This window comes from Aliidiomarina soli, assembly GCF_003986975.1.
In the GTDB taxonomy this organism is placed as follows: Bacteria; Pseudomonadota; Gammaproteobacteria; order Enterobacterales; family Alteromonadaceae; genus Aliidiomarina; species Aliidiomarina soli.
On record NZ_PIPO01000003.1, the window covers coordinates 393,413 to 411,006 of the forward strand.

At 51.9% G+C, this 17,594-nt stretch carries 20 protein-coding genes; 16 read left to right on the forward strand and 4 right to left on the reverse strand.

Annotation, left to right across the window (positions count from 1 at the left end; translation table 11 throughout):
• The first annotated feature begins 60 nt into the window (after positions 1-60).
• Positions 61-1,554, forward strand: coding sequence for a sensor domain-containing diguanylate cyclase (locus CWE14_RS08370; protein WP_126798955.1), 1,494 nt, complete (start codon positions 61-63; stop codon positions 1,552-1,554).
• On the opposite strand, the gene CWE14_RS08375 is transcribed toward CWE14_RS08370, so the two are convergent.
• Positions 1,551-2,021 (reverse strand): hotdog fold domain-containing protein, encoded by a 471-nt coding sequence (locus tag CWE14_RS08375; protein WP_126798956.1) that lies wholly within the window; start codon positions 2,019-2,021, stop codon positions 1,551-1,553. The two genes, CWE14_RS08370 and CWE14_RS08375, sit on opposite strands and share 4 nt — an antisense overlap.
• A gap of 195 nt (positions 2,022-2,216) precedes the next feature.
• On the opposite strand from CWE14_RS08375, the gene CWE14_RS08380 reads away from it, so the two are divergent.
• Entirely contained in the window at positions 2,217-2,678 is a 462-nt protein-coding gene (locus CWE14_RS08380; protein ID WP_126798957.1) for a CopD family protein, read from the forward strand.
• 8 nt (positions 2,679-2,686) lie between these two features.
• Here the strand turns inward: CWE14_RS08380 and CWE14_RS08385 are convergent, their stop codons facing one another.
• Positions 2,687-3,169, reverse strand: a complete 483-nt coding sequence (locus CWE14_RS08385; protein ID WP_126798958.1) for a DUF2231 domain-containing protein — start codon at positions 3,167-3,169, stop codon at positions 2,687-2,689.
• Positions 3,170-3,240: 71 nt separating this feature from the next.
• On the opposite strand from CWE14_RS08385, the gene coxB reads away from it, so the two are divergent.
• From coxB to murI, 7 genes are all read left to right on the forward strand, one after another.
• On the forward strand, positions 3,241-3,957 hold the full coding sequence (gene coxB, locus CWE14_RS08390; RefSeq protein ID WP_126798959.1) for a cytochrome c oxidase subunit II: 717 nt from the start codon (positions 3,241-3,243) through the stop codon (positions 3,955-3,957).
• A complete protein-coding gene (gene ctaD / locus CWE14_RS08395) occupies positions 3,954-6,452 on the forward strand; it encodes a cytochrome c oxidase subunit I (RefSeq protein WP_126798960.1) in 2,499 nt (832 codons plus the stop codon). The genes coxB and ctaD overlap by 4 nt, the downstream gene beginning before the upstream one ends.
• A complete protein-coding gene (locus tag CWE14_RS08400) occupies positions 6,449-6,787 on the forward strand; it encodes a hypothetical protein (protein ID WP_126798961.1) in 339 nt (112 codons plus the stop codon). The genes ctaD and CWE14_RS08400 overlap by 4 nt, the downstream gene beginning before the upstream one ends.
• The gene (locus tag CWE14_RS08405) at positions 6,778-7,590 is read left to right on the forward strand and encodes a cytochrome c oxidase assembly protein (protein ID WP_241972358.1); all 813 of its coding nucleotides are present in this window, start codon (positions 6,778-6,780) and stop codon (positions 7,588-7,590) included. The genes CWE14_RS08400 and CWE14_RS08405 overlap by 10 nt, the downstream gene beginning before the upstream one ends.
• A gap of 153 nt (positions 7,591-7,743) precedes the next feature.
• Positions 7,744-8,442 (forward strand): OmpW/AlkL family protein, encoded by a 699-nt coding sequence (locus tag CWE14_RS08410; protein ID WP_126798962.1) that lies wholly within the window; start codon positions 7,744-7,746, stop codon positions 8,440-8,442.
• 105 nt (positions 8,443-8,547) lie between these two features.
• Complete coding sequence (locus CWE14_RS08415) at positions 8,548-8,847, forward strand: Rho termination factor N-terminal domain-containing protein (RefSeq protein ID WP_126798963.1); 300 nt, start codon at positions 8,548-8,550, stop codon at positions 8,845-8,847.
• 50 nt (positions 8,848-8,897) lie between these two features.
• Positions 8,898-9,674, forward strand: a complete 777-nt coding sequence (murI, locus tag CWE14_RS08420; RefSeq protein ID WP_126798964.1) for a glutamate racemase — start codon at positions 8,898-8,900, stop codon at positions 9,672-9,674.
• On the opposite strand, the gene CWE14_RS08425 is transcribed toward murI, so the two are convergent.
• Complete coding sequence (locus CWE14_RS08425; protein WP_126798965.1) at positions 9,654-10,895, reverse strand: DEAD/DEAH box helicase; 1,242 nt, start codon at positions 10,893-10,895, stop codon at positions 9,654-9,656. The genes murI and CWE14_RS08425 overlap by 21 nt on opposite strands.
• A gap of 141 nt (positions 10,896-11,036) precedes the next feature.
• On the opposite strand from CWE14_RS08425, the gene CWE14_RS08430 reads away from it, so the two are divergent.
• The 3 genes from CWE14_RS08430 to CWE14_RS08440 all read left to right on the forward strand — a co-directional run bounded on the left by CWE14_RS08430 (position 11,037) and on the right by CWE14_RS08440 (position 12,604).
• Positions 11,037-11,435 carry a nuclear transport factor 2 family protein gene (locus tag CWE14_RS08430; RefSeq protein WP_126787597.1) on the forward strand — a complete coding sequence of 133 codons (399 nt, stop codon included), beginning with the start codon at positions 11,037-11,039 and terminating at the stop codon, positions 11,433-11,435.
• Positions 11,435-12,028 (forward strand): uracil-DNA glycosylase family protein, encoded by a 594-nt coding sequence (locus CWE14_RS08435; protein WP_126798966.1) that lies wholly within the window; start codon positions 11,435-11,437, stop codon positions 12,026-12,028. Before CWE14_RS08430 ends, CWE14_RS08435 begins: the two co-directional genes overlap by 1 nt.
• Before the next feature lie 105 nt (positions 12,029-12,133).
• Positions 12,134-12,604, forward strand: coding sequence for a hypothetical protein (locus CWE14_RS08440; RefSeq protein ID WP_126798967.1), 471 nt, complete (start codon positions 12,134-12,136; stop codon positions 12,602-12,604).
• A gap of 133 nt (positions 12,605-12,737) precedes the next feature.
• On the opposite strand, the gene CWE14_RS08445 is transcribed toward CWE14_RS08440, so the two are convergent.
• Positions 12,738-14,018, reverse strand: coding sequence for a citrate synthase (locus tag CWE14_RS08445; protein WP_126798968.1), 1,281 nt, complete (start codon positions 14,016-14,018; stop codon positions 12,738-12,740).
• 365 nt (positions 14,019-14,383) lie between these two features.
• On the opposite strand from CWE14_RS08445, the gene sdhC reads away from it, so the two are divergent.
• Genes sdhC through CWE14_RS08465 form a run of 4 tightly spaced genes read left to right on the forward strand, consistent with a single transcriptional unit; the run spans position 14,384 to position 17,591 of the window.
• The gene (gene sdhC, locus CWE14_RS08450; protein ID WP_126798969.1) at positions 14,384-14,758 is read left to right on the forward strand and encodes a succinate dehydrogenase cytochrome b556 subunit; all 375 of its coding nucleotides are present in this window, start codon (positions 14,384-14,386) and stop codon (positions 14,756-14,758) included.
• Entirely contained in the window at positions 14,752-15,099 is a 348-nt protein-coding gene (sdhD, locus tag CWE14_RS08455) for a succinate dehydrogenase, hydrophobic membrane anchor protein (protein ID WP_126798970.1), read from the forward strand. The genes sdhC and sdhD overlap by 7 nt, the downstream gene beginning before the upstream one ends.
• A 2-nt stretch (positions 15,100-15,101) precedes the next feature.
• Positions 15,102-16,862: a succinate dehydrogenase flavoprotein subunit gene (gene sdhA / locus CWE14_RS08460; protein WP_420836621.1), complete on the forward strand. Its 1,761-nt coding sequence runs from the start codon at positions 15,102-15,104 to the stop codon at positions 16,860-16,862.
• 15 nt (positions 16,863-16,877) lie between these two features.
• Positions 16,878-17,591: a succinate dehydrogenase iron-sulfur subunit gene (locus CWE14_RS08465; protein ID WP_126798971.1), complete on the forward strand. Its 714-nt coding sequence runs from the start codon at positions 16,878-16,880 to the stop codon at positions 17,589-17,591.
• Positions 17,592-17,594 lie beyond the last annotated feature (3 nt).

Consider the following 17,594-nt stretch of genomic DNA (forward strand, 5'->3'; position numbering starts at 1 on the left):
TGCTCATTTGGATACCCTATGCTGCTATAAGAAAGAAGGCAACAGCAAAGGTGACTTTTAATGGACAACGATTTACGACAACTGGCCCGCACCCTCGCACATGGCGATGACTTTGAGAGTGTGGTGCGTCCGTTATTAGCACTGATTAAGCGGGTTAGTGGGTTGCCTTCAGTCTATCTGACATTTATCGACAAGAACGCCGAAGAACAACGGGTATTATTTGCCGATAATGATTCGGCAATGGTCATCGGCGAGGGCTTGAGCGTTCCGTGGAAAGACACACTTTGTAAGCGCGCACTTGAAGAAGGGCGCTATGTTACCAATGACGTTCCCGGCTGCTGGGGTAACGTTAAGGCGGCTCAGGAACTGGGCATACAAACTTACGCCAGTGTTCCGGTGCACCGGGTAGACCGCGAATTGTTTGGGACGTTGTGTGGGGCCAGCTCTGTTGATGTCCATGTCGATGAAAGTGTGGTCGAACTGTTGCACTTGTGCTCTGAACTGATAGCGCTGAACCTTGAACGCCACAGCCGTACCCTGCAAGCTGAGAAACGGGCGACTGTCGCTGAACAACGTTTGAACAAGGTCGACCTGGCCAGCCGTATCACCAGTGCCTGTCTTGCTGCATCCTCACTGCGGGTTGCTGTACGCGAGGTCAGTCAGTTGCTTGAGCAGGACACCGCCTGGTCTAAGGTGGATGCCTTTCGTGTCAGTGGCGACGCGCTGGATAATCTTTCAGACGCCAACGATCATAGCCAGCTTCTCGCCCAGCAAGTGCTGGAAGGTGATCAGGGAGCCCTGCAGTTGATTATTAAACAGCAGGAACAGCCGATGCTATGGGCAGATGCGGAAGAGCAGACCCAGGCGCTGGTGATATGCTCAGGCTCACAGGTTGAAGCGCTGATTTTAATTTTCCTGCAAGCCGATATAGCAGACTGCGGAGATAGTCTGTATTTATTGAATAGTGCAGTAAATTCGTTGTCGTTGCTGGCGGCGAAATTAGATGATCATGCGCGCCTGGAAGCGGCAAACCAGGTGCTTCAGCAGCATGCATTGCATGATGTGTTAACAGGGCTGCCAAACCGTCGTTATCTGATTGAAGCGCTGGACGACAAAATGAGCGAGGCCGAGCGACTCGAAACGCCGTTGTATATTGCGTTTATTGACTTGGACGGCTTTAAACAACTGAACGACGACTACGGCCACGATGCTGGCGATATCTTTTTGCAGCGTTTCACGGAACGTCTGGTTGGGGTCTTACGCGGGCACGATCTGGTCGCTCGCTACGGCGGCGATGAATTTGTGTTCGTTGGTTTGGGTAGCCCGGATGACGATTTCAGCGTTGTGAGTGCGCAACTGGTAAAACGCATTCGGGAGGCGACCAGCGGCAATTTCGAATTACCGGAGGCTGATTTATTTTACCGCGGGCCAAGTATTGGGGTAATCGAATGGCAGCCTGGCGACATGCACGACGCCGATGTCACCTTAAGTCACGCGGACGCCGCTATGTACCAGGACAAGCGACGCCGCCGTGCTAACCCCGACGCTAGTTAACGCGCGGGCTTCTCAGAAATATAGATAGTAATAGTCCCCCGAATGACTGCCTGGCCGTCAGCCCGGTAGCCAATTACATCGACATCGAGGTCGCCAGCTTGCCACGCATCCTCTGCGGTGTGTGCTTCGATACGAATATCAGAGTTCGCTTTAGCCGTGTAATTCACCTGCATCCCTTTCGGAATCCAGCGCAAATGCTTGGGTATACTGGCTTCTGCAACCGCGCCCATGGCCATCTCAAGGCCATTGCATAAGGCGATGGCATGTACGGTACCAATATGGTTTTGCACTGCTTTGCGCTTTTTAATATGCAGGCGACAGAAGTTAGGCTGCAATTCACTAATATAAGGTTTGATAGAGCGAAAGTAAGGTGCTTTGCGCGCAAACATGGCCGAAAAGACGCGCTTGCCGGCTGGAAATTTCTGACATTTTTCATAAAGCGCTAAAAGATAATTGGATGATGCCATGGCAACGCGTCCCGTAGTCGATATGCGAGTGAATAAAGGTCACAGTATGCGGTTTTGCAACTGGTATGACAAGATGCCCGAGACCCATTCAGAGGGCAAAAACTTGAAAAGGCAAAACTTTCTGCAAAGCTGAAGGGGATAACAACGACAATATAGCAGACGGGCTTAGCCTGAGAAGCTGATCAAGGGGGTTGGGTGCTCTGGGTTTTATCACTTCATATTATGACGCTGCTAATTTGGGTCGCTGCTGCTGTGTATATTCCGCTGGTCCTTATACAAGTGGTGAGGGCTGGCCAGTCGGGTGACCTCGACGGCTTTGCACGCACGCCTTCTGCCGTCGATTCCATTGCCCGTTTTGTCTTCACCCATATTGCGACGCCAGCGGCTGTGCTGAGTATTAGTGCGGGGTCTGCCGTTTTTCTTATCAATCAAAGCGTACATTTTTGGTTATTGGTTAAGCTAACACTGGTGACCTTCCTGTGTGCGCTTCAGGCTGCCTTGGGTCTGTTAATTATCCGCGCGGAACGAGAGCAGTTTCGCGGTTTAAAAGCCTGCTCTGTGGTGGTGCTATCACTGTTTTGTGTGTTGATGCTATCCATTGTCTGGATCGTATTGGCGAAGCCGGTTGAACCAGAGTGGTTTCCATGGACGCTGTAATCAGGAACTCAGGGTTTAACGTCGCGGCCGGTGGCTTCGTCGATATCGACGCCAACCCCGTATTCATAGACAAGGTGGCCACCAAGCACGCCTGTTGCGTTGATAAGCAAGGCCGTCAGGCCACTGATGTAAAGCCCCCAGGGCATAATCAGCGCACCCGGATCGTCGCCCCAGCGCAGCATCAGATTGAAGGCAGCCAGGCTGAGCAGCATCACCGCGAGAATGCCGTGAGCCCAGGCGGTCACCAGGCGCCGAATAGGGCCCACGGTGAACAAATCAATCGCACCTGCGACGCCGGAAAGCGCACCAAAACCTGTGCCAATAGTCGCCAGCCAGAGACCAGCCCGGGCCCAGAAATAATCCTCGGTCCAGACATAGGCAATATCGCTTCCCAGCAACATCACCAGGGCTGCAATAGGGAAATGGATCAGCACTGGATGCATCGGATGACCACGCAATGCGGCACGACTTTCGATTTTGGCAGTTGGCATAACGGTGTTCACCCCGTGTTTAAGGTTAGCCTGTTGTGCAGGCTCATCTACTTGAGAAAAAAGGATTCTATATGCGAAAAAGGGTAGCAGAGAGCGGCCTGCTCGCCAGTTTGATGCTGACGGGGTGCAGTGGGCCGCTTTCAACACTCGATCCGGCGGGTCCGCACGCGGCGGAGGTTGCCTGGCTGTGGTGGGGGATGCTGGCATTTTCTGTGGTCGTTATGCTGGGCGTCTATTTTTTGTGGTGGCGAGCGATGCGCCGCTCGGGCGAGCATGATAGCGATGCAGTTGCCCAAGGGTTACAAAACAGATGGGTTATTGCGGGTGGTGTGGCGTTACCGACGATCGCCATTAGCGTGCTCTTGGTATTTGGGATCCCCGTTGGTCACCGCATGCTTCCCCATGCCACAGACGGGGCCATGTCAATTGAGATTGAAGCGCGGCAGTGGTATTGGCAAGTGCATTACCCGGATCTTGATGTGACCTTAATCGATGAAATTCATATTCCGGTCGACACCCCAGTCAATTTTCAGATCCGCAGTGAGGATGTCATTCATTCGTTTTGGGTCCCACGCCTGGGCGGCAAAGTGGATGCGATCCCGGGACGGGTTAATCAGCTGCGTTTGCAGGCCAGCGAAACTGGTAGTTTTCAGGGGCAGTGTGCGGAATATTGCGGTACCGGCCACGCATTCATGAAGTTTGTTATTCATGCGCATGACGCCGAAGCCTACCGCAACTGGCAACAACAGGTTTCAGACGATTCAGAAGGCAGGAACGAGAGTCAATGAGTAAATATCAGCAGTTCGAAAAGGTGTGGGGAAATCTCCCGGGGTGGGGGCAATTGGCGGCGGTGAACCATACCTCTATCGGGCGACGTTTTATGCTGACCGGAGCCGCTTTCTTTATTGTCGGTGGCGTCCTGGCCATGCTTATTCGCTCGCAGCTTGCCTTGCCAGCGCAGGAACTACTGAGCCCGGACGTGTATGCCCAGGTTTTTACGATGCATGGCACTGTGATGATGTTTTTGTTCGCTATTCCGATCCTTGAGGGAATGGCGATTTATCTGATCCCCAAATTAATAGGGACCCGGGATCTGGTGTTCCCGCGGATAAGTTCGCTTGGCTATTACTGCTATTTATTCGGTGGCCTTATTATTATGTCGAGTCTGGTACTGGGGATTGCCCCGGATTCCGGCTGGTTTATGTACACCCCCTTGAGCAGTTCTGAGTTTTCATCCGGGCCGGGCTCGGACTTTTGGTTGCTGGGAATTACTTTCGTTGAAATCTCGGCGATGGCCGCCGGGGTTGAACTGACCGTTTCAATATTGCGCACCCGTGCACCGGGAATGAGCCTGAGCAAAATGCCGATTATGGCCTGGTACATTCTCGCTATGGCGTTGATGATTGTGTTCGGTTTTCCACCATTAATCCTGGCCAGTATTATGCTCGAGCTGGAACGCGCGGCAGGCATGCCTTTCTTTGATGTCAGCGCTGGTGGCGATCCGATCTTGTGGCAACACCTGTTCTGGCTGTTCGGACACCCCGAGGTTTACATTATATTTCTCCCGGCGGCCGGGATTATTTCGACTCTGATCCCGGTATTTGCCGGGCGCCCCTTACTTGGTTATCGCTGGATTGTGCTGGCGATTATTATGACCGGCTTTATCAGCTTTGGGTTGTGGGTCCATCATATGTTCACCATCGGCATTCCCGCCTTAGCTCAGGCATTCTTCTCCATGGCCAGCATGCTGGTGGCAATCCCCACCGCGATTCAAATTTTTGCCTGGCTGGCTACACTGTGGGCGGGTCGGGTGACCTACAATTTGCCGATGTTATGGGTGTTCGGGTTTCTTATTGTCTTTGTTTGCGGCGGCTTAACCGGTGTCATGTTGGCGTTAGTTCCGTTTAACTGGCAGGTGCATGACACCCACTTTGTGGTCGCCCACTTGCATTATGTGCTGGTCGGCGGGATGTTCTTTCCGCTTATTGCCGGGTTGTATTACTGGCTGCCGCAGCTGTCGGGTCGGATGCCCTCGGAACGGCTGGGTCGCTGGGCATTCTGGTTAACCTTTATCGGCTTCAATGCGACCTTCCTGCTGATGCATCTGACGGGCTTGCTTGGAATGCCACGTCGGGTGTATAGCTATTCGGGCGGACTGGGCTGGGACTGGCTGAATCTGCTGTCGTCGGTGGGCGGCTTTGTGATGGCCGCCGGAATCGGCATGATTCTGCTCGATGTGGTGCTGCATTTTCGTTATGGCCGTAAAGCGCCATTTAACCCATGGAATGCGGACTCACTGGAGTGGGCGACGGGCACGCCACCGACCCCTTACAACTTTGCCAGTATTGCAACCGTTGATAGTCGTCATCCATTGTGGCAAAACCCACAACTGGCAGACGAAATGGCTCAGGGTCAGTATGGTCTCAACGACATTGACCATGGGCGACGCGAAATTTATGGCACCGACGCCATTACCGGCAAACTGAAAGAAGTAATTCACCTGCCAACCAACTCCTGGTGGCCACTGATAAGCGCCGCCTTCCTTGCGGTGGTCTGCGTCTGCCTGTTAATCAGGGTATATCCGGGGGCGATACTGGCGGCACTGCTCGCTGCATTGAGTCTGTTGCGCTGGAGTTGGGAAAACGGCGGACACCCGGTGATGGCCCCCCTCAGCAGGGAAGAAAACCAGCGCGGCGAACCGCCGTTAAACTCCAGAACTCTCGACGGGCCGGGACTTTGGGGAATGAATATCACCTTGCTGGCGGATGCTGCATTATATCTTTCACTGTTATTTGGCTGGTTTTATTTATGGACCGTGTCGCCAAACTGGGTTGTGCCTGAGACCTCAGCGATTTCCTTACCCGGGCTATTAGTGTCAGGCCTTATACTTAGCGTCGGAATGCTCTGTTACCAACGCCTGGCGAAAAAGTTACGGGCAGGCCAGGACCAGGGGTTACAAGGCATGCTCGCGCTCAGTGCTGGCCTGGCACTGGTCCACCTGGCTGTGTTGTTGTGGTGTACGCTACAGGCGGAGCTTAATTTTCGTCAGACTGCGCATGATGCGGTACTGCTGCTGATGCTATCGATACAGATATTTCACAGTGGGTTGGTCGTTGTGGTAACGGCGTTGCAGAGCTGGCGAGTCCGCTATGGCTATGTCAGCAAAACGTTACCCTATGAACCTATAGTGGTGCAGCCACTATGGTGGTATACCTGCGCGATTTTCTGGTGTAGCTATGCAACTTTCCTGTTGTTCCCCTTAGCCTGGGGAGTGTCAGCATGAGAGTAAGCGCGCATCCGTTTCATTTAGTCGCCGGGCTGACCCTCTGGGCTGGCTACTTTGTGCTGCTCTACGGGGGAATGTCAGTCGCCTGTGCGCTGTTCCCGCAGGATCCCACGCTTGGTCCCTTGACCTGGATTAACCTGTTTGTATTGCTGCTTACTGTGGTAGTCGCGCTGCCTCTGGCCGGGCTGGCCTGGGCCTGTCATCGCCAGACCGGTGAGCAAGCTACGCAGCAGCGTTTTATGCTTCGTCTTAGCGCGTCGCTGTATCTGGTCTCTGCCATTGCCACCTTGGTGGTGGGACTACCGGGAGTGATCTATCCGCCATGCGTGTAATCGGTTTAATCCTGCTGCTTTGTCTCGCGATGACGGCTCAGGCTGCATCTTCAGGCGATATAATGTTTGGCGGTGAACTGCAACAATACCTGGCGAGCGCATTGACGCTTGGTGCGTTAATTGGAGTTTGCCTGCTTTATCTGCGTGGTGCCAAACGAACGCCGGTAAAGCGATGGCAGTTCTGGCTCTTCCAGGCGACCCTGATAGTCACGATTTTTACCATATTGGGGCCACTGGACGATTGGGCAGCACGCAGTTCGGCGCTGCATATGACCCAGCACATGATGCTGATGGTGGTTATTGCACCGATGTTTGCGCTTAGCAAGCCGCTGGCGCAGTTCTATGTGGCTTTTGCTAAATGGGGCAAGCCGCTGTGGGACGGGTTATTCAAAGTCACCCGATACCCGATGGTCTGCGCCTATTTACATGGGTTCGTGATCTGGTTCTGGCATATCCCTGTGTTCTATATGCTGGCGCTGGACAACCCGTGGATTCACGGACTGGAACACCTTTGCTTTTTAGTCACCGCGGTCTGGTTTTGGTGGGCGTGCCTCTACGCATCACCGCGAAAAACGCCTTTTGCCTTGTTAGCCTTGCTGCTGACACTCATGCACACTGGCTTTTTGGGGGCACTGTTGACCTTTGCCGGTAGCCCTTTATATGGCGAAGCCCGACACCTTCAGGATCAACAACTGGCAGGGTTGCTAATGTGGGTATTAGGAGGCATCCCCTACATTGCTGCGTCGCTTTGGGCTGGAAATCGCTGGTACAAGCATTTACAACGCCGGATAGCGAATGCCTGAAGCAAAAAGGACAACTATTGACGTAGCACAAAGTTTCGCTGCACTCGCCAGCGGCTGCGTGCTCAAGCTTGATCTTCCACAATATTTTCTTGCTGCATAGGTTCAGACTAGCTCCAGTACCTTGTTACTTAGTTGTCCTTATGGAGAGAGAATATGAAAGCTTCTGTGTTAGCAGTATCCGCCATTGTCGCAATGAGTTCCTTTGCCGCCGAGGCTCAATGGGGTTTGAATGTAGGGCCTGTGTATGTAGGGCCGCAGGAATCCAGTTCCAACCTCAATGTGATTGAAGAGGTGGCGGGGCTGACGCCTGGTTCAACAGAGCTGGCGGTCAATGGTAATACTCAGTTAGGCATCACCCTGGACTACAAATTCAACCCTAACTGGGCCGTTCAGCTGATCGCCGCCACCCCATTTAGTCATGATATCGAGGTCAGCGGTTCAGCCATCGATGGCTTGCATGTCGGTAAAACCAAGCATTTGCCACCAACGCTGCTGGCTCAGTACCACGTGACCCGTTTTTCTGACCGTTGGCAGCCCTTTATCGGGATAGGTCTTAACTACACCACCTTCTTTGATGAACAGGTAGATGGGCAGTTAAGCGGTGCTCTGGACAGTTTAGGGGTGACCCAGGGTACTGATGAGGTCTCTTTGACGTTATCAGATTCCTGGGGGCTGGCGCTGCAGGCTGGGGTTAATGTTCAGTTGACAGAAAACCTTGGCATCCACGCGATGGTCAGTCAAATGAATATAGCGACCACGGGTCGGGTGCGGGTGAACGGCACCACGGTTCAACGCGTCGCGGTGGATATTGATCCGCTGGTCACCATGGTTGGGGTTCGCTGGCTGTTTTAATTGGCTGTAAAGAAACTTGCGAAGCAGGGCGATTACGCTATAGCTAAGAATGAGCTGATTGCCCTTAATCTGCGTCGTTAAGCCCTGCTACTAAGGAGGTTTCTGATGCCAAAGGCCTGGAGTGATAAAGACGAACGCCAGTACCAGCATGTTAAAAGCAGTGAACGTAAACGCGGGAAAAGTAACGCCGATGCTGAAGAAATTGCAGCGCGGACGGTAAACCAGCAGCGCCAACAGGAAGGGCGCAGCGAGAGCAAGCAAACTAAAGGCACTGGCAACCCGAATACGCCACTTGAAGAGCGAACTAAGCAGCAGCTGTATAACCGTGCGGCGGAGCTATCGATTAAAGGGCGAAGTTCAATGAACAAAGATAAACTTATCGCAGCGATTCGACAGCGCCAGTGATCATGCGGCAAAGTATGTATAATACCCCGGTCTGAGTACTGGGGTTTTTTATGCGGATTGCGTTCTTTGATTCAGGAATTGGCGGTTTGACTGTGCTTGCCGAAGCGCAGCGACAACAACCGGCGCACGAGTATCTGTATTATGCAGATTCTGAGCATGCGCCGTATGGGGCTAAACCTGCGGCAGAGGTTCGTGACCGTGTCCTGCAGGCAGCTGACTTTCTTGCCGGGCAGCAGCTTGATGCGCTGGTGATTGCCTGCAATACCGCCACCTCGGTTTGCATTAAAGAGTTGCGTTTGCGCTTTTCTTTTCCGGTGATTGGCATGGAGCCGGCGGTTAAACCAGCGTTGCAGCGGGCGAGTAAGAAACGGGTGATGGTGATGGCCACCTCGTTAACGCTGCAGGAAAGTAAATTAAGTCAATTATTGCAACGCTTAGATGGCAGTGAACAAACAGACAAGCTGGCGATGGATATGCTGGTTACTTTCGCTGAACAGCAGACATTTGATTCACCCGAGGTTACCCGGTATTTGCAGCATCAGTTGAGCCACTACCGCTTAGCGGACTATTCAGCAGTGGTTCTTGGCTGTACCCATTTTATTTATTTTCGTAATGCGTTGCAGACGATGGTAGGGGACAGCGTAACCCTGATTGATGGCAATCAGGGCACCGTTAAACAGTTATTCGCGCTGTTGCAGCAGACTAACGATGAGCACTCGCAGCACAGCAAGCTGAGAGGAGAGGGAGCGGCGCCACTGCGTGTATTCCGTTCAGGAATTGAGCAGCCGTTGGCGCCTTACCTCGAATTACTTCGCCGCTGTAGGTGACTTTCTGCCAGCAGGGCGACGTGAGCGATTTCCCTGATTTGGCTTTGGCTCTGGTTTCTTACCCGGGCCAGCTAATGAAACCGCGGTAAATTCAGTTTTGTACGGGGTCATATCAGCCAGTTCAAGCGTCTGGTCACTGAATTTCTCAATCGCCCGTAACTGGCGGATTTCATCTTCCATCACCAACGACAGAGCATGCCCGGTTGCGCCGGCGCGACCCGTACGACCAATCCGGTGAACATAGTCTTCTGCAATTTGCGGTAGCTCGTAATTAATGACGTAAGGTAGTTGGTCAATATCAAGGCCGCGAGCGGCAATATCGGTTGCGACCAGGACCTGAACACCGCCAGCTTTAAAGTCGGCCAGTGCTTTGGTACGCGCACCCTGGCTCTTATTGCCGTGAATGGCAGCGGCCAGAATACCGTCGTTTTCAAGTTGACGGGTAAGCCGGTTGGCACCGTGTTTGGTACGGGTAAAGACCAGTACCTGAGGCAGATTCAGTTCACGCAGCAGGGTAATAAGCAGTTTGCTTTTCTGGCTTTTGGTGACTGGGTAAACACGTTGTTCGATACGCTCTACGGTTGTATTAGGTGGTGTGACTGAGACCTCAACCGGATCATTGACTAAGCCTTTGCCAAGGGCCCGGATGGACTCTGAAAAGGTAGCCGAGAACAACAGGTTCTGACGTTTTTTCGGCAGCAGCTTAAAAATGCGTTTAATGTCATTAATGAAGCCCATGTCCAGCATGCGATCCGCTTCATCCAGCACCAGCATCTCCAGTTGCTCAAACTTAACCGCGTTTTGCTGATGAAGATCCAGCAAGCGGCCAGGCGTGGCGACCAGGATATCGACCCCTTTGCGTAAAGCGATCATTTGTGGATTAATTTTGACCCCACCAAATACCACCGTGGAGCGAATTCCCAGGTTTTGGCTGTACAGACGAACGCTTTCACCAACCTGAGCAGCCAGCTCGCGCGTCGGGGTAAGAATAAGTACCCGCGTATGATTGCTTTTAGCTGACTTGCCATCTTTTAGTTTCTGCAGGATGGGAAGGGTGAACCCCGCCGTCTTGCCTGTTCCGGTTTGTGCTGCCGCCATGACATCGCGCCCTGCCAGAATAGGGGGAATAGCTTGTTGCTGAATTGGCGTGGGCTGAGTGTAACCCTGGGCGTCGAGCGCTTGCAGAATTTCCGGGCAAAGGCCGAGGTTTTTAAAAGTCATAGTGTCCTTGGTGTCGGTGGGGTGTTGCGCCGCGAAGCATACAGTAGGCACGCACAGCGCGCAAGTCACAGGCAGATAAGCGCGGAGGGTCTATACTCGTGGCAGAGTCATTCACATACCCAGATCAGGCAGGAGACTGTTATGGACAATCTTGCTAGGGTCAAGGCGGTGTATCAGGCGTTTACCCGAGGCGCCTTGACTGAGGTCGTTGAACAATTGCACCATTCGGTGCACTGGTATGAAGCGGAAAGTTCGCCATACGCGGACGGAAACCCTTATGTGGGGCCGGACGAAGTCGCTGGGGGAGTATTTCAGCGCTTGCAGAAAGATTATCCTGATTTGCAGATTTTAGCGGAACGATATTATGAGATGGACAATAAAGTAGTGGTTGAGGGCCGATACAAGGGGCTTCATCATGTCACTAAAAAGCCTCTGGATGCGCAGTTTGTTCACGTTTGGCAATTGAAAGATGGCCGCGTCAGCCAGTTTCGCCAGTTTACCGATACCCTTAAGTGGCGTCTTAACGCCTTTAGTCTGTAATGGATTCACTTGACGAATTACTGCACGCGATTCGGCGTTGTGAACTATGCCGGGCTCATCTGCCTTTGGGTCCACGGCCGGTGATTCAGGCAACGCGGGAGGCGCCAATATTACTGGTTGGGCAGGCACCCGGGCGCAAAGTCCACGCCTCTGGTAAACCTTTTGATGACGCCAGTGGTGAGCGCCTGCGCAGTTGGCTGGGAGTGGATCGCGAGCAGTTTTACAATGCCCGACTCTTTTCTATAGCGCCGATGGGGTTTTGTTACCCGGGCACGGGCAGTCAGGGAGATCTGCCACCGCGACCAGAATGTGCAGCGACCTGGCGACAACCTCTGATGGCAGAGCTGACCAACAGAAAGATGACGCTGCTAATTGGTCAGTACGCTATCAACTGGCATCTGCCCGGCAGCTATAAAACGGTAACGGCGGCGGTTGCGGATTATCAGCGATTGTGGCCCGAGGTACTGGCTTTGCCACACCCGAGCCCGCGGAATAATCGATGGTTGAAACGAAACCCTTGGTTTGAGTCAGAGATTGTGCCGCAGTTGAGAGCACGGGTGAAACACTTACTGGCTAGCACTAGCGGCGTGTGAACCTGTGTTAATGCTCGGTAAAAGTTGCCCCAACTACTTGTTTGCAACGAACCAGACTGCTAATTTAAGCCGCTTACAATAGTTTTTTCAGGAAGGAAAACGGTAATGAAATCAGTAAAAAAGGCCTTTTTACCGATGATTCTGCTGCTCAGTCTGAGTGCTAGCAGTGCTGTGCTTGCTCAGCCAGTAGAGTCCACAGATTTTGAATTTACACCTCCGAGTTTCCCACGTGAAGTGGGCGGGCAGGTTTTTCAGTATTTTTTACCCGCTGCGGATGGCTTTGCAGCGAATGTGAATCTGCAAATCCAGCCCTATGAAGGCAGCCTGGAAGACTACGAAGCACTGAGTGTGCAGCAGTTTGAGCAACTTGATTTTGAAATGCTTGATCTGGCTCGTGGTGATAATGAGCTGATATTTGAATATACCGGCAGTATGCAAGGGACTGAGTTCCACTGGTTTTCGCGGGTGTTGAAGGAAGGTAACTACTTTTATGTAGTCACTGCTACTGCGCTGGCGGAGCGTTGGGATACTGAGCGCGAGGCCCTGGTGGAGTCAGTTGACTCGTTTCGTTTGTAACTGAGGCGACGCATTTAGCACTGTGGTTAATGCTGTCTGGTAAGCCAGATTATAGCCGATAAAATTGAAACAAAAAAAGCCGACATCATGTCGGCTTTTTTTATTGGCGAAGCTTCGCCCGCTTAATTCGCGTTTAACGCTTCAGCGGTTTAAATTCGCGCTTGGTTTCGCCTGTGTACAACTGACGAGGACGACCGATTTTCTGACCTTTCTCACCGAGCATCTCGTGCCAGTGTGAAATCCAGCCAACCGTGCGTGACAGAGCGAAAATAACGGTGAACATGCTGGTTGGGATACCAATTGCTTTAAGGATGATACCGGAGTAGAAATCTACGTTCGGGTAAAGTTTCTTCTCTACGAAGTACTCATCTTCAAGGGCAATTCGCTCAAGTTCCATCGCAACGTCTAATAATGGATCTTCAACTTTCAGCTCTTTCAGAACCTCATGACAGCTATCGCGCATTACCGTGGCACGCGGGTCAAAGTTTTTATAAACACGGTGACCAAAGCCCATCAGACGGAACGGGTCATTTTTATCTTTTGCGCGCTCAATGAATTCTGGAATACGGTCAACTGAACCGATTTCAGCCAGCATTTTCAGACAGGCTTCGTTAGCACCACCATGGGCTGGACCCCACAACGAGGCAACACCAGCTGCAATACAAGCGTACGGGTTGGCGCCTGAAGAACCTGCTAAACGAACGGTCGAGGTTGACGCGTTCTGTTCGTGATCAGCATGCAGAGTGAAAATACGGTCCATGGCTTTGGAGATAACCGGGCTGATTTCGTAGTCTTCAGCGGGTACCGAGAACATCATGTTAAGGAAGTTCTCTGAGTAGCTCAGCTCATTTTTAGGATATACGAACGGCTGACCGATGCTGTGCTTGTAGCACATTGCAGCGATAGTCGGCATTTTCGCAATCAGACGATAAGCGCTACGGATGCGCTGTTCAGAGTCTGAGATATCCAAATCATCATGGTAGAAAGAAGAGAGCGCCCCAACAATTGCGCAAAGCATCGCCATAGGATGAGAATCACGACGGAAGCCATTGAAAAAGTTATGAATTCCTTGATGCACCATGGTGTGGTGGGTGATCGTTTTCTCGAATTCTTTATACTCTTCTTTGGTCGGCGCTTCGCCATGAATGAGCATGTAGCAAACTTCAAGGTAATCTGCCTGAGTTGCTAGTTCATCAATAGGGTAGCCGCGGTGCAACAAGACACCTTTATCACCATCAATGTAGGTGATTTTAGATTCACATGAGCCAGTCGCTAAAAAGCCTGGGTCGAATGTGAAGTAGCCGTGTTTGCCAAGTGTACGTACGTCAACAACATCGTAGCCTGCAGTTGGGGACAGTACGGGTAGCTCAATGCTCTTACCGTCGATTTGCAGGGTGGCTTTACGGTCAGCCATAAGGAAATCTCCTCGCTTTTGTTAGGGTCCGAAATGATTTCGAATCAAAAAAGTGCGCTAGTTTTACTCGATCCGGGGGGCATTTGTCAATTTAGGGTAAACGCCCGTTTAGAATGTTTTCGCCAGTTTGGGCGTCGGATATGCCGTTTCCATCCTTATAATAACGGGTATATACGTATGGTATGAATTTTTTGGATTGTAATGATCGACTTTAGTCGTAGATAGCAGCAAAAACCAGGAGCAGCCCCCCTAAAAACTGTACGCCGAGGATTAAAAAACTGATGGGATAGGGGAATTGTAATTGTAAGCGCTGCTGGATATACTTTGCGGACCTTCATTTATGTGCTTTTAATAAGGCAACAATCGTGAAAAAACAAAGACCTGTTAATTTAGAACTTAACACAATAAGTTTTCCGCCTTCAGCGATTGCATCGATCCTACACCGAGTCTCCGGCGTTATCATGCTGGTTACCCTGGGTTTTCTGGTGTGGTTGTTGGCAATTTCGCTGTCCTCTCCTGAAGGATTCGAACAAGCTCGTGCGGTGTTGGCAAACCCGTTGCTGAAATTTGTGGTCTGGGGGATTCTGACCGCACTTGGCTACCACATTCTGTCTGGTCTGCGCCACATGGTGATGGACCTGGGTTACTGGGAAGAATTGGGCTCTGGCAATCTGAGTGCTAAAGCCGCTATTGTTCTGGCCATTGTATTATCCGTGCTTGCTGGAGTTTGGTTATGGTAAATGTTGCATCTACTTTTGGTCGTAGCGGTACGCACGACTATATCTTGTTGCGCGCGAGTGCGCTTATTCTGGCGACTTACGCGATATTCATGGTTTGCTTTTTAGTAGCAACCCCGAATTTAACATTCGAAGCCTGGACGGGTTTGTTCGGTAATCTTTGGATGAAAGTTTACACCTTACTGGCGTTAACCGCAGTACTGGTGCACGGCTGGATTGGCATCTGGCAAGTGCTGACTGACTATGTGAAGCATTCATTTGGTCGTGGTGTATTGCAGTTCATTGTGAGCCTGGCATTGATTGTCTACTGGCTGACCGGCTTATTCGTGTTGTGGGGTGTATAAACATGAAAGAACTAGAATTTGATGCCGTCGTAATCGGCGCTGGCGGTGCGGGCATGCGTGCAGCACTGCAAATTTCGCAAAACGGCATGACCTGTGCTCTGATGTCGAAAGTATTTCCAACCCGTTCACATACGGTCTCGGCGCAAGGCGGAATCACAGTTGCACTGGGTAATGCCCATGAAGACAACTGGGAATGGCACATGTTTGATACCGTTAAAGGGTCTGATTACATCGGTGACCAAGACGCGATTGAGTACATGTGTAAGACAGGTCCGGAAGCGATTCTGGAAATGGAGAACATGGGCTTACCATTCTCGCGTTTCGAAAACGGCACTGTGTACCAGCGTCCATTTGGTGGCCAGTCGAAAGAATTTGGTGGCGAGCAGGCAGCTCGTACTGCGGCGGCAGCTGACCGTACTGGTCATGCGTTGTTGCACTTGCTTTATCAGCAGAACGTAAAAAATAAAACCACGGTGTTTTCTGAGTGGTATGCACTGGATTTAGTTAAGAACCAGGACGGTGCAGTGGTGGGTGTAACCACCCTGAATATCGAGACTGGCGAAACCGTCTTCGTAAAAGCTAAAGCTGTCGTACTGGCAACTGGTGGCGCAGGGCGTATCTTTGCCTCGACCACCAATGCGCATATTAATACCGGTGACGGTGTAGGTATGGCGCTGCGTGCTGGCGTGCCGATGCAGGATATGGAAATGTGGCAGTTCCACCCAACTGGCATTGCAGGTGCCGGTACACTGGTGACGGAAGGGTGCCGCGGTGAAGGTGGTTACCTGCTGAACAAAGACGGCGAGCGTTTCATGGAACGCTATGCACCGAACGCGAAAGATCTGGCTGGTCGTGACGTGGTTGCACGTTCGATGATGACCGAGATTCGTGAAGGACGTGGCTGTGAAGGTCCGTACGGCCCGCATCTTAAGCTTAAGCTTGACCACCTTGGCCGTGATGTACTTGAGTCACGCTTACCAGGTGTTTGTGATCTGGCGAAAACCTTTGCTCACGTTGATCCGGCAGAAGAGCCAATTCCGGTTATTCCAACCTGTCACTACATGATGGGTGGTATTCCAACGGACGTTAATGGTCAGGCATTGCAAGTCGATGCGAATGGTAAAACGACCCCGATTCAGGGTCTCTTTGCCTGCGGCGAAATTGCCTGCGTATCTGTCCACGGCGCTAACCGCCTGGGTGGTAACTCGCTACTTGATTTGGTTGTATTCGGTCGCGCAACAGGCTTGCACCTGGCAGACGCACTGGCGGCCAACGTCGAAGCACGCCCAGCGTCGCAGAGCGATCTGGAAACTGCTATGGCTCGCACTGAGCGCTGGAATAATACCCAGAAAGGCGAAGACCCGGCACAAATTAAGAAAGACCTGCAAAACTGCATGCAGATGAATTTCTCCGTGTTCCGTGAAGGCGATGCGATGGAAGAAGGCTTGAAAGAGCTGAAAGAAATTCGTGAGCGTCTGAAGTTTGCTCGTCTGGATGACACCAGTGCCGAATTTAACACCGCTCGTATCGAAGCGCTTGAGCTGGATAACCTGATGGAAACCGCGTTCTCAACTGCGGTTGCAGCGAACTTCCGGAAGGAAAGCCGTGGTGCGCATAGCCGTGCTGACTTCCCTGACCGTGATGACGAAAACTGGTTGGTTCACACCGTGTACCGCCCAGAAAATGAATCGATGACGACGCGCGAAGTCAACATGGCGCCGAAGACTCGAGAAGCATTCCCGCCGAAAGCGCGTACTTATTAATAGGGGCTGAAGACGATGAAAAAATTGCAGTTTTCAATCTATCGTTATAACCCGGATGTCGATGCTAAGCCTCGCATGCAGGAATACACCTTAGAAGTAGACGAAAAGCAGGACATGATGGTGTTGGACGCGTTGATTATGCTTAAAGAGCAGGATCCAAGTCTGGCATTTCGTCGCTCTTGCCGTGAAGGTGTCTGTGGCTCAGACGGCCTTAATATGAATGGTAAGAACGGCCTGGCCTGTATTACTCCAGTGTCGTCGCTGAAAGGCAAAAAAGTCGTGGTTCGTCCACTGCCTGGGTTGCCTGTCATTCGTGACCTGATTGTCGACATGGAACAGTTCTATACACAATACGAGCGGGTTAAGCCTTATCTGATCAATGAAGATAAAACACCACCTGCGCGTGAACGCCTGCAGTCACCAGAAGAGCGTGCTAAGCTGGATGGTCTGTACGAGTGTATTTTGTGCGCATGCTGTTCAACGTCGTGCCCTTCGTTCTGGTGGAATCCAGATAAGTTCGTTGGCCCAGCTGGTTTGTTGCACGCGTATCGTTTCCTGGCAGACAGCCGGGATACCGCGACGGAACAACGTCTGGACGACCTGGACGATGCCTTCAGTGTCTTCCGCTGCCACGGTATCATGAACTGTGTCAGCGTATGTCCTAAGGGTCTGAACCCGACCAAAGCAATTGGTCACATTAAATCGATGCTGTTGAGCCGCGCGGTCTAACTC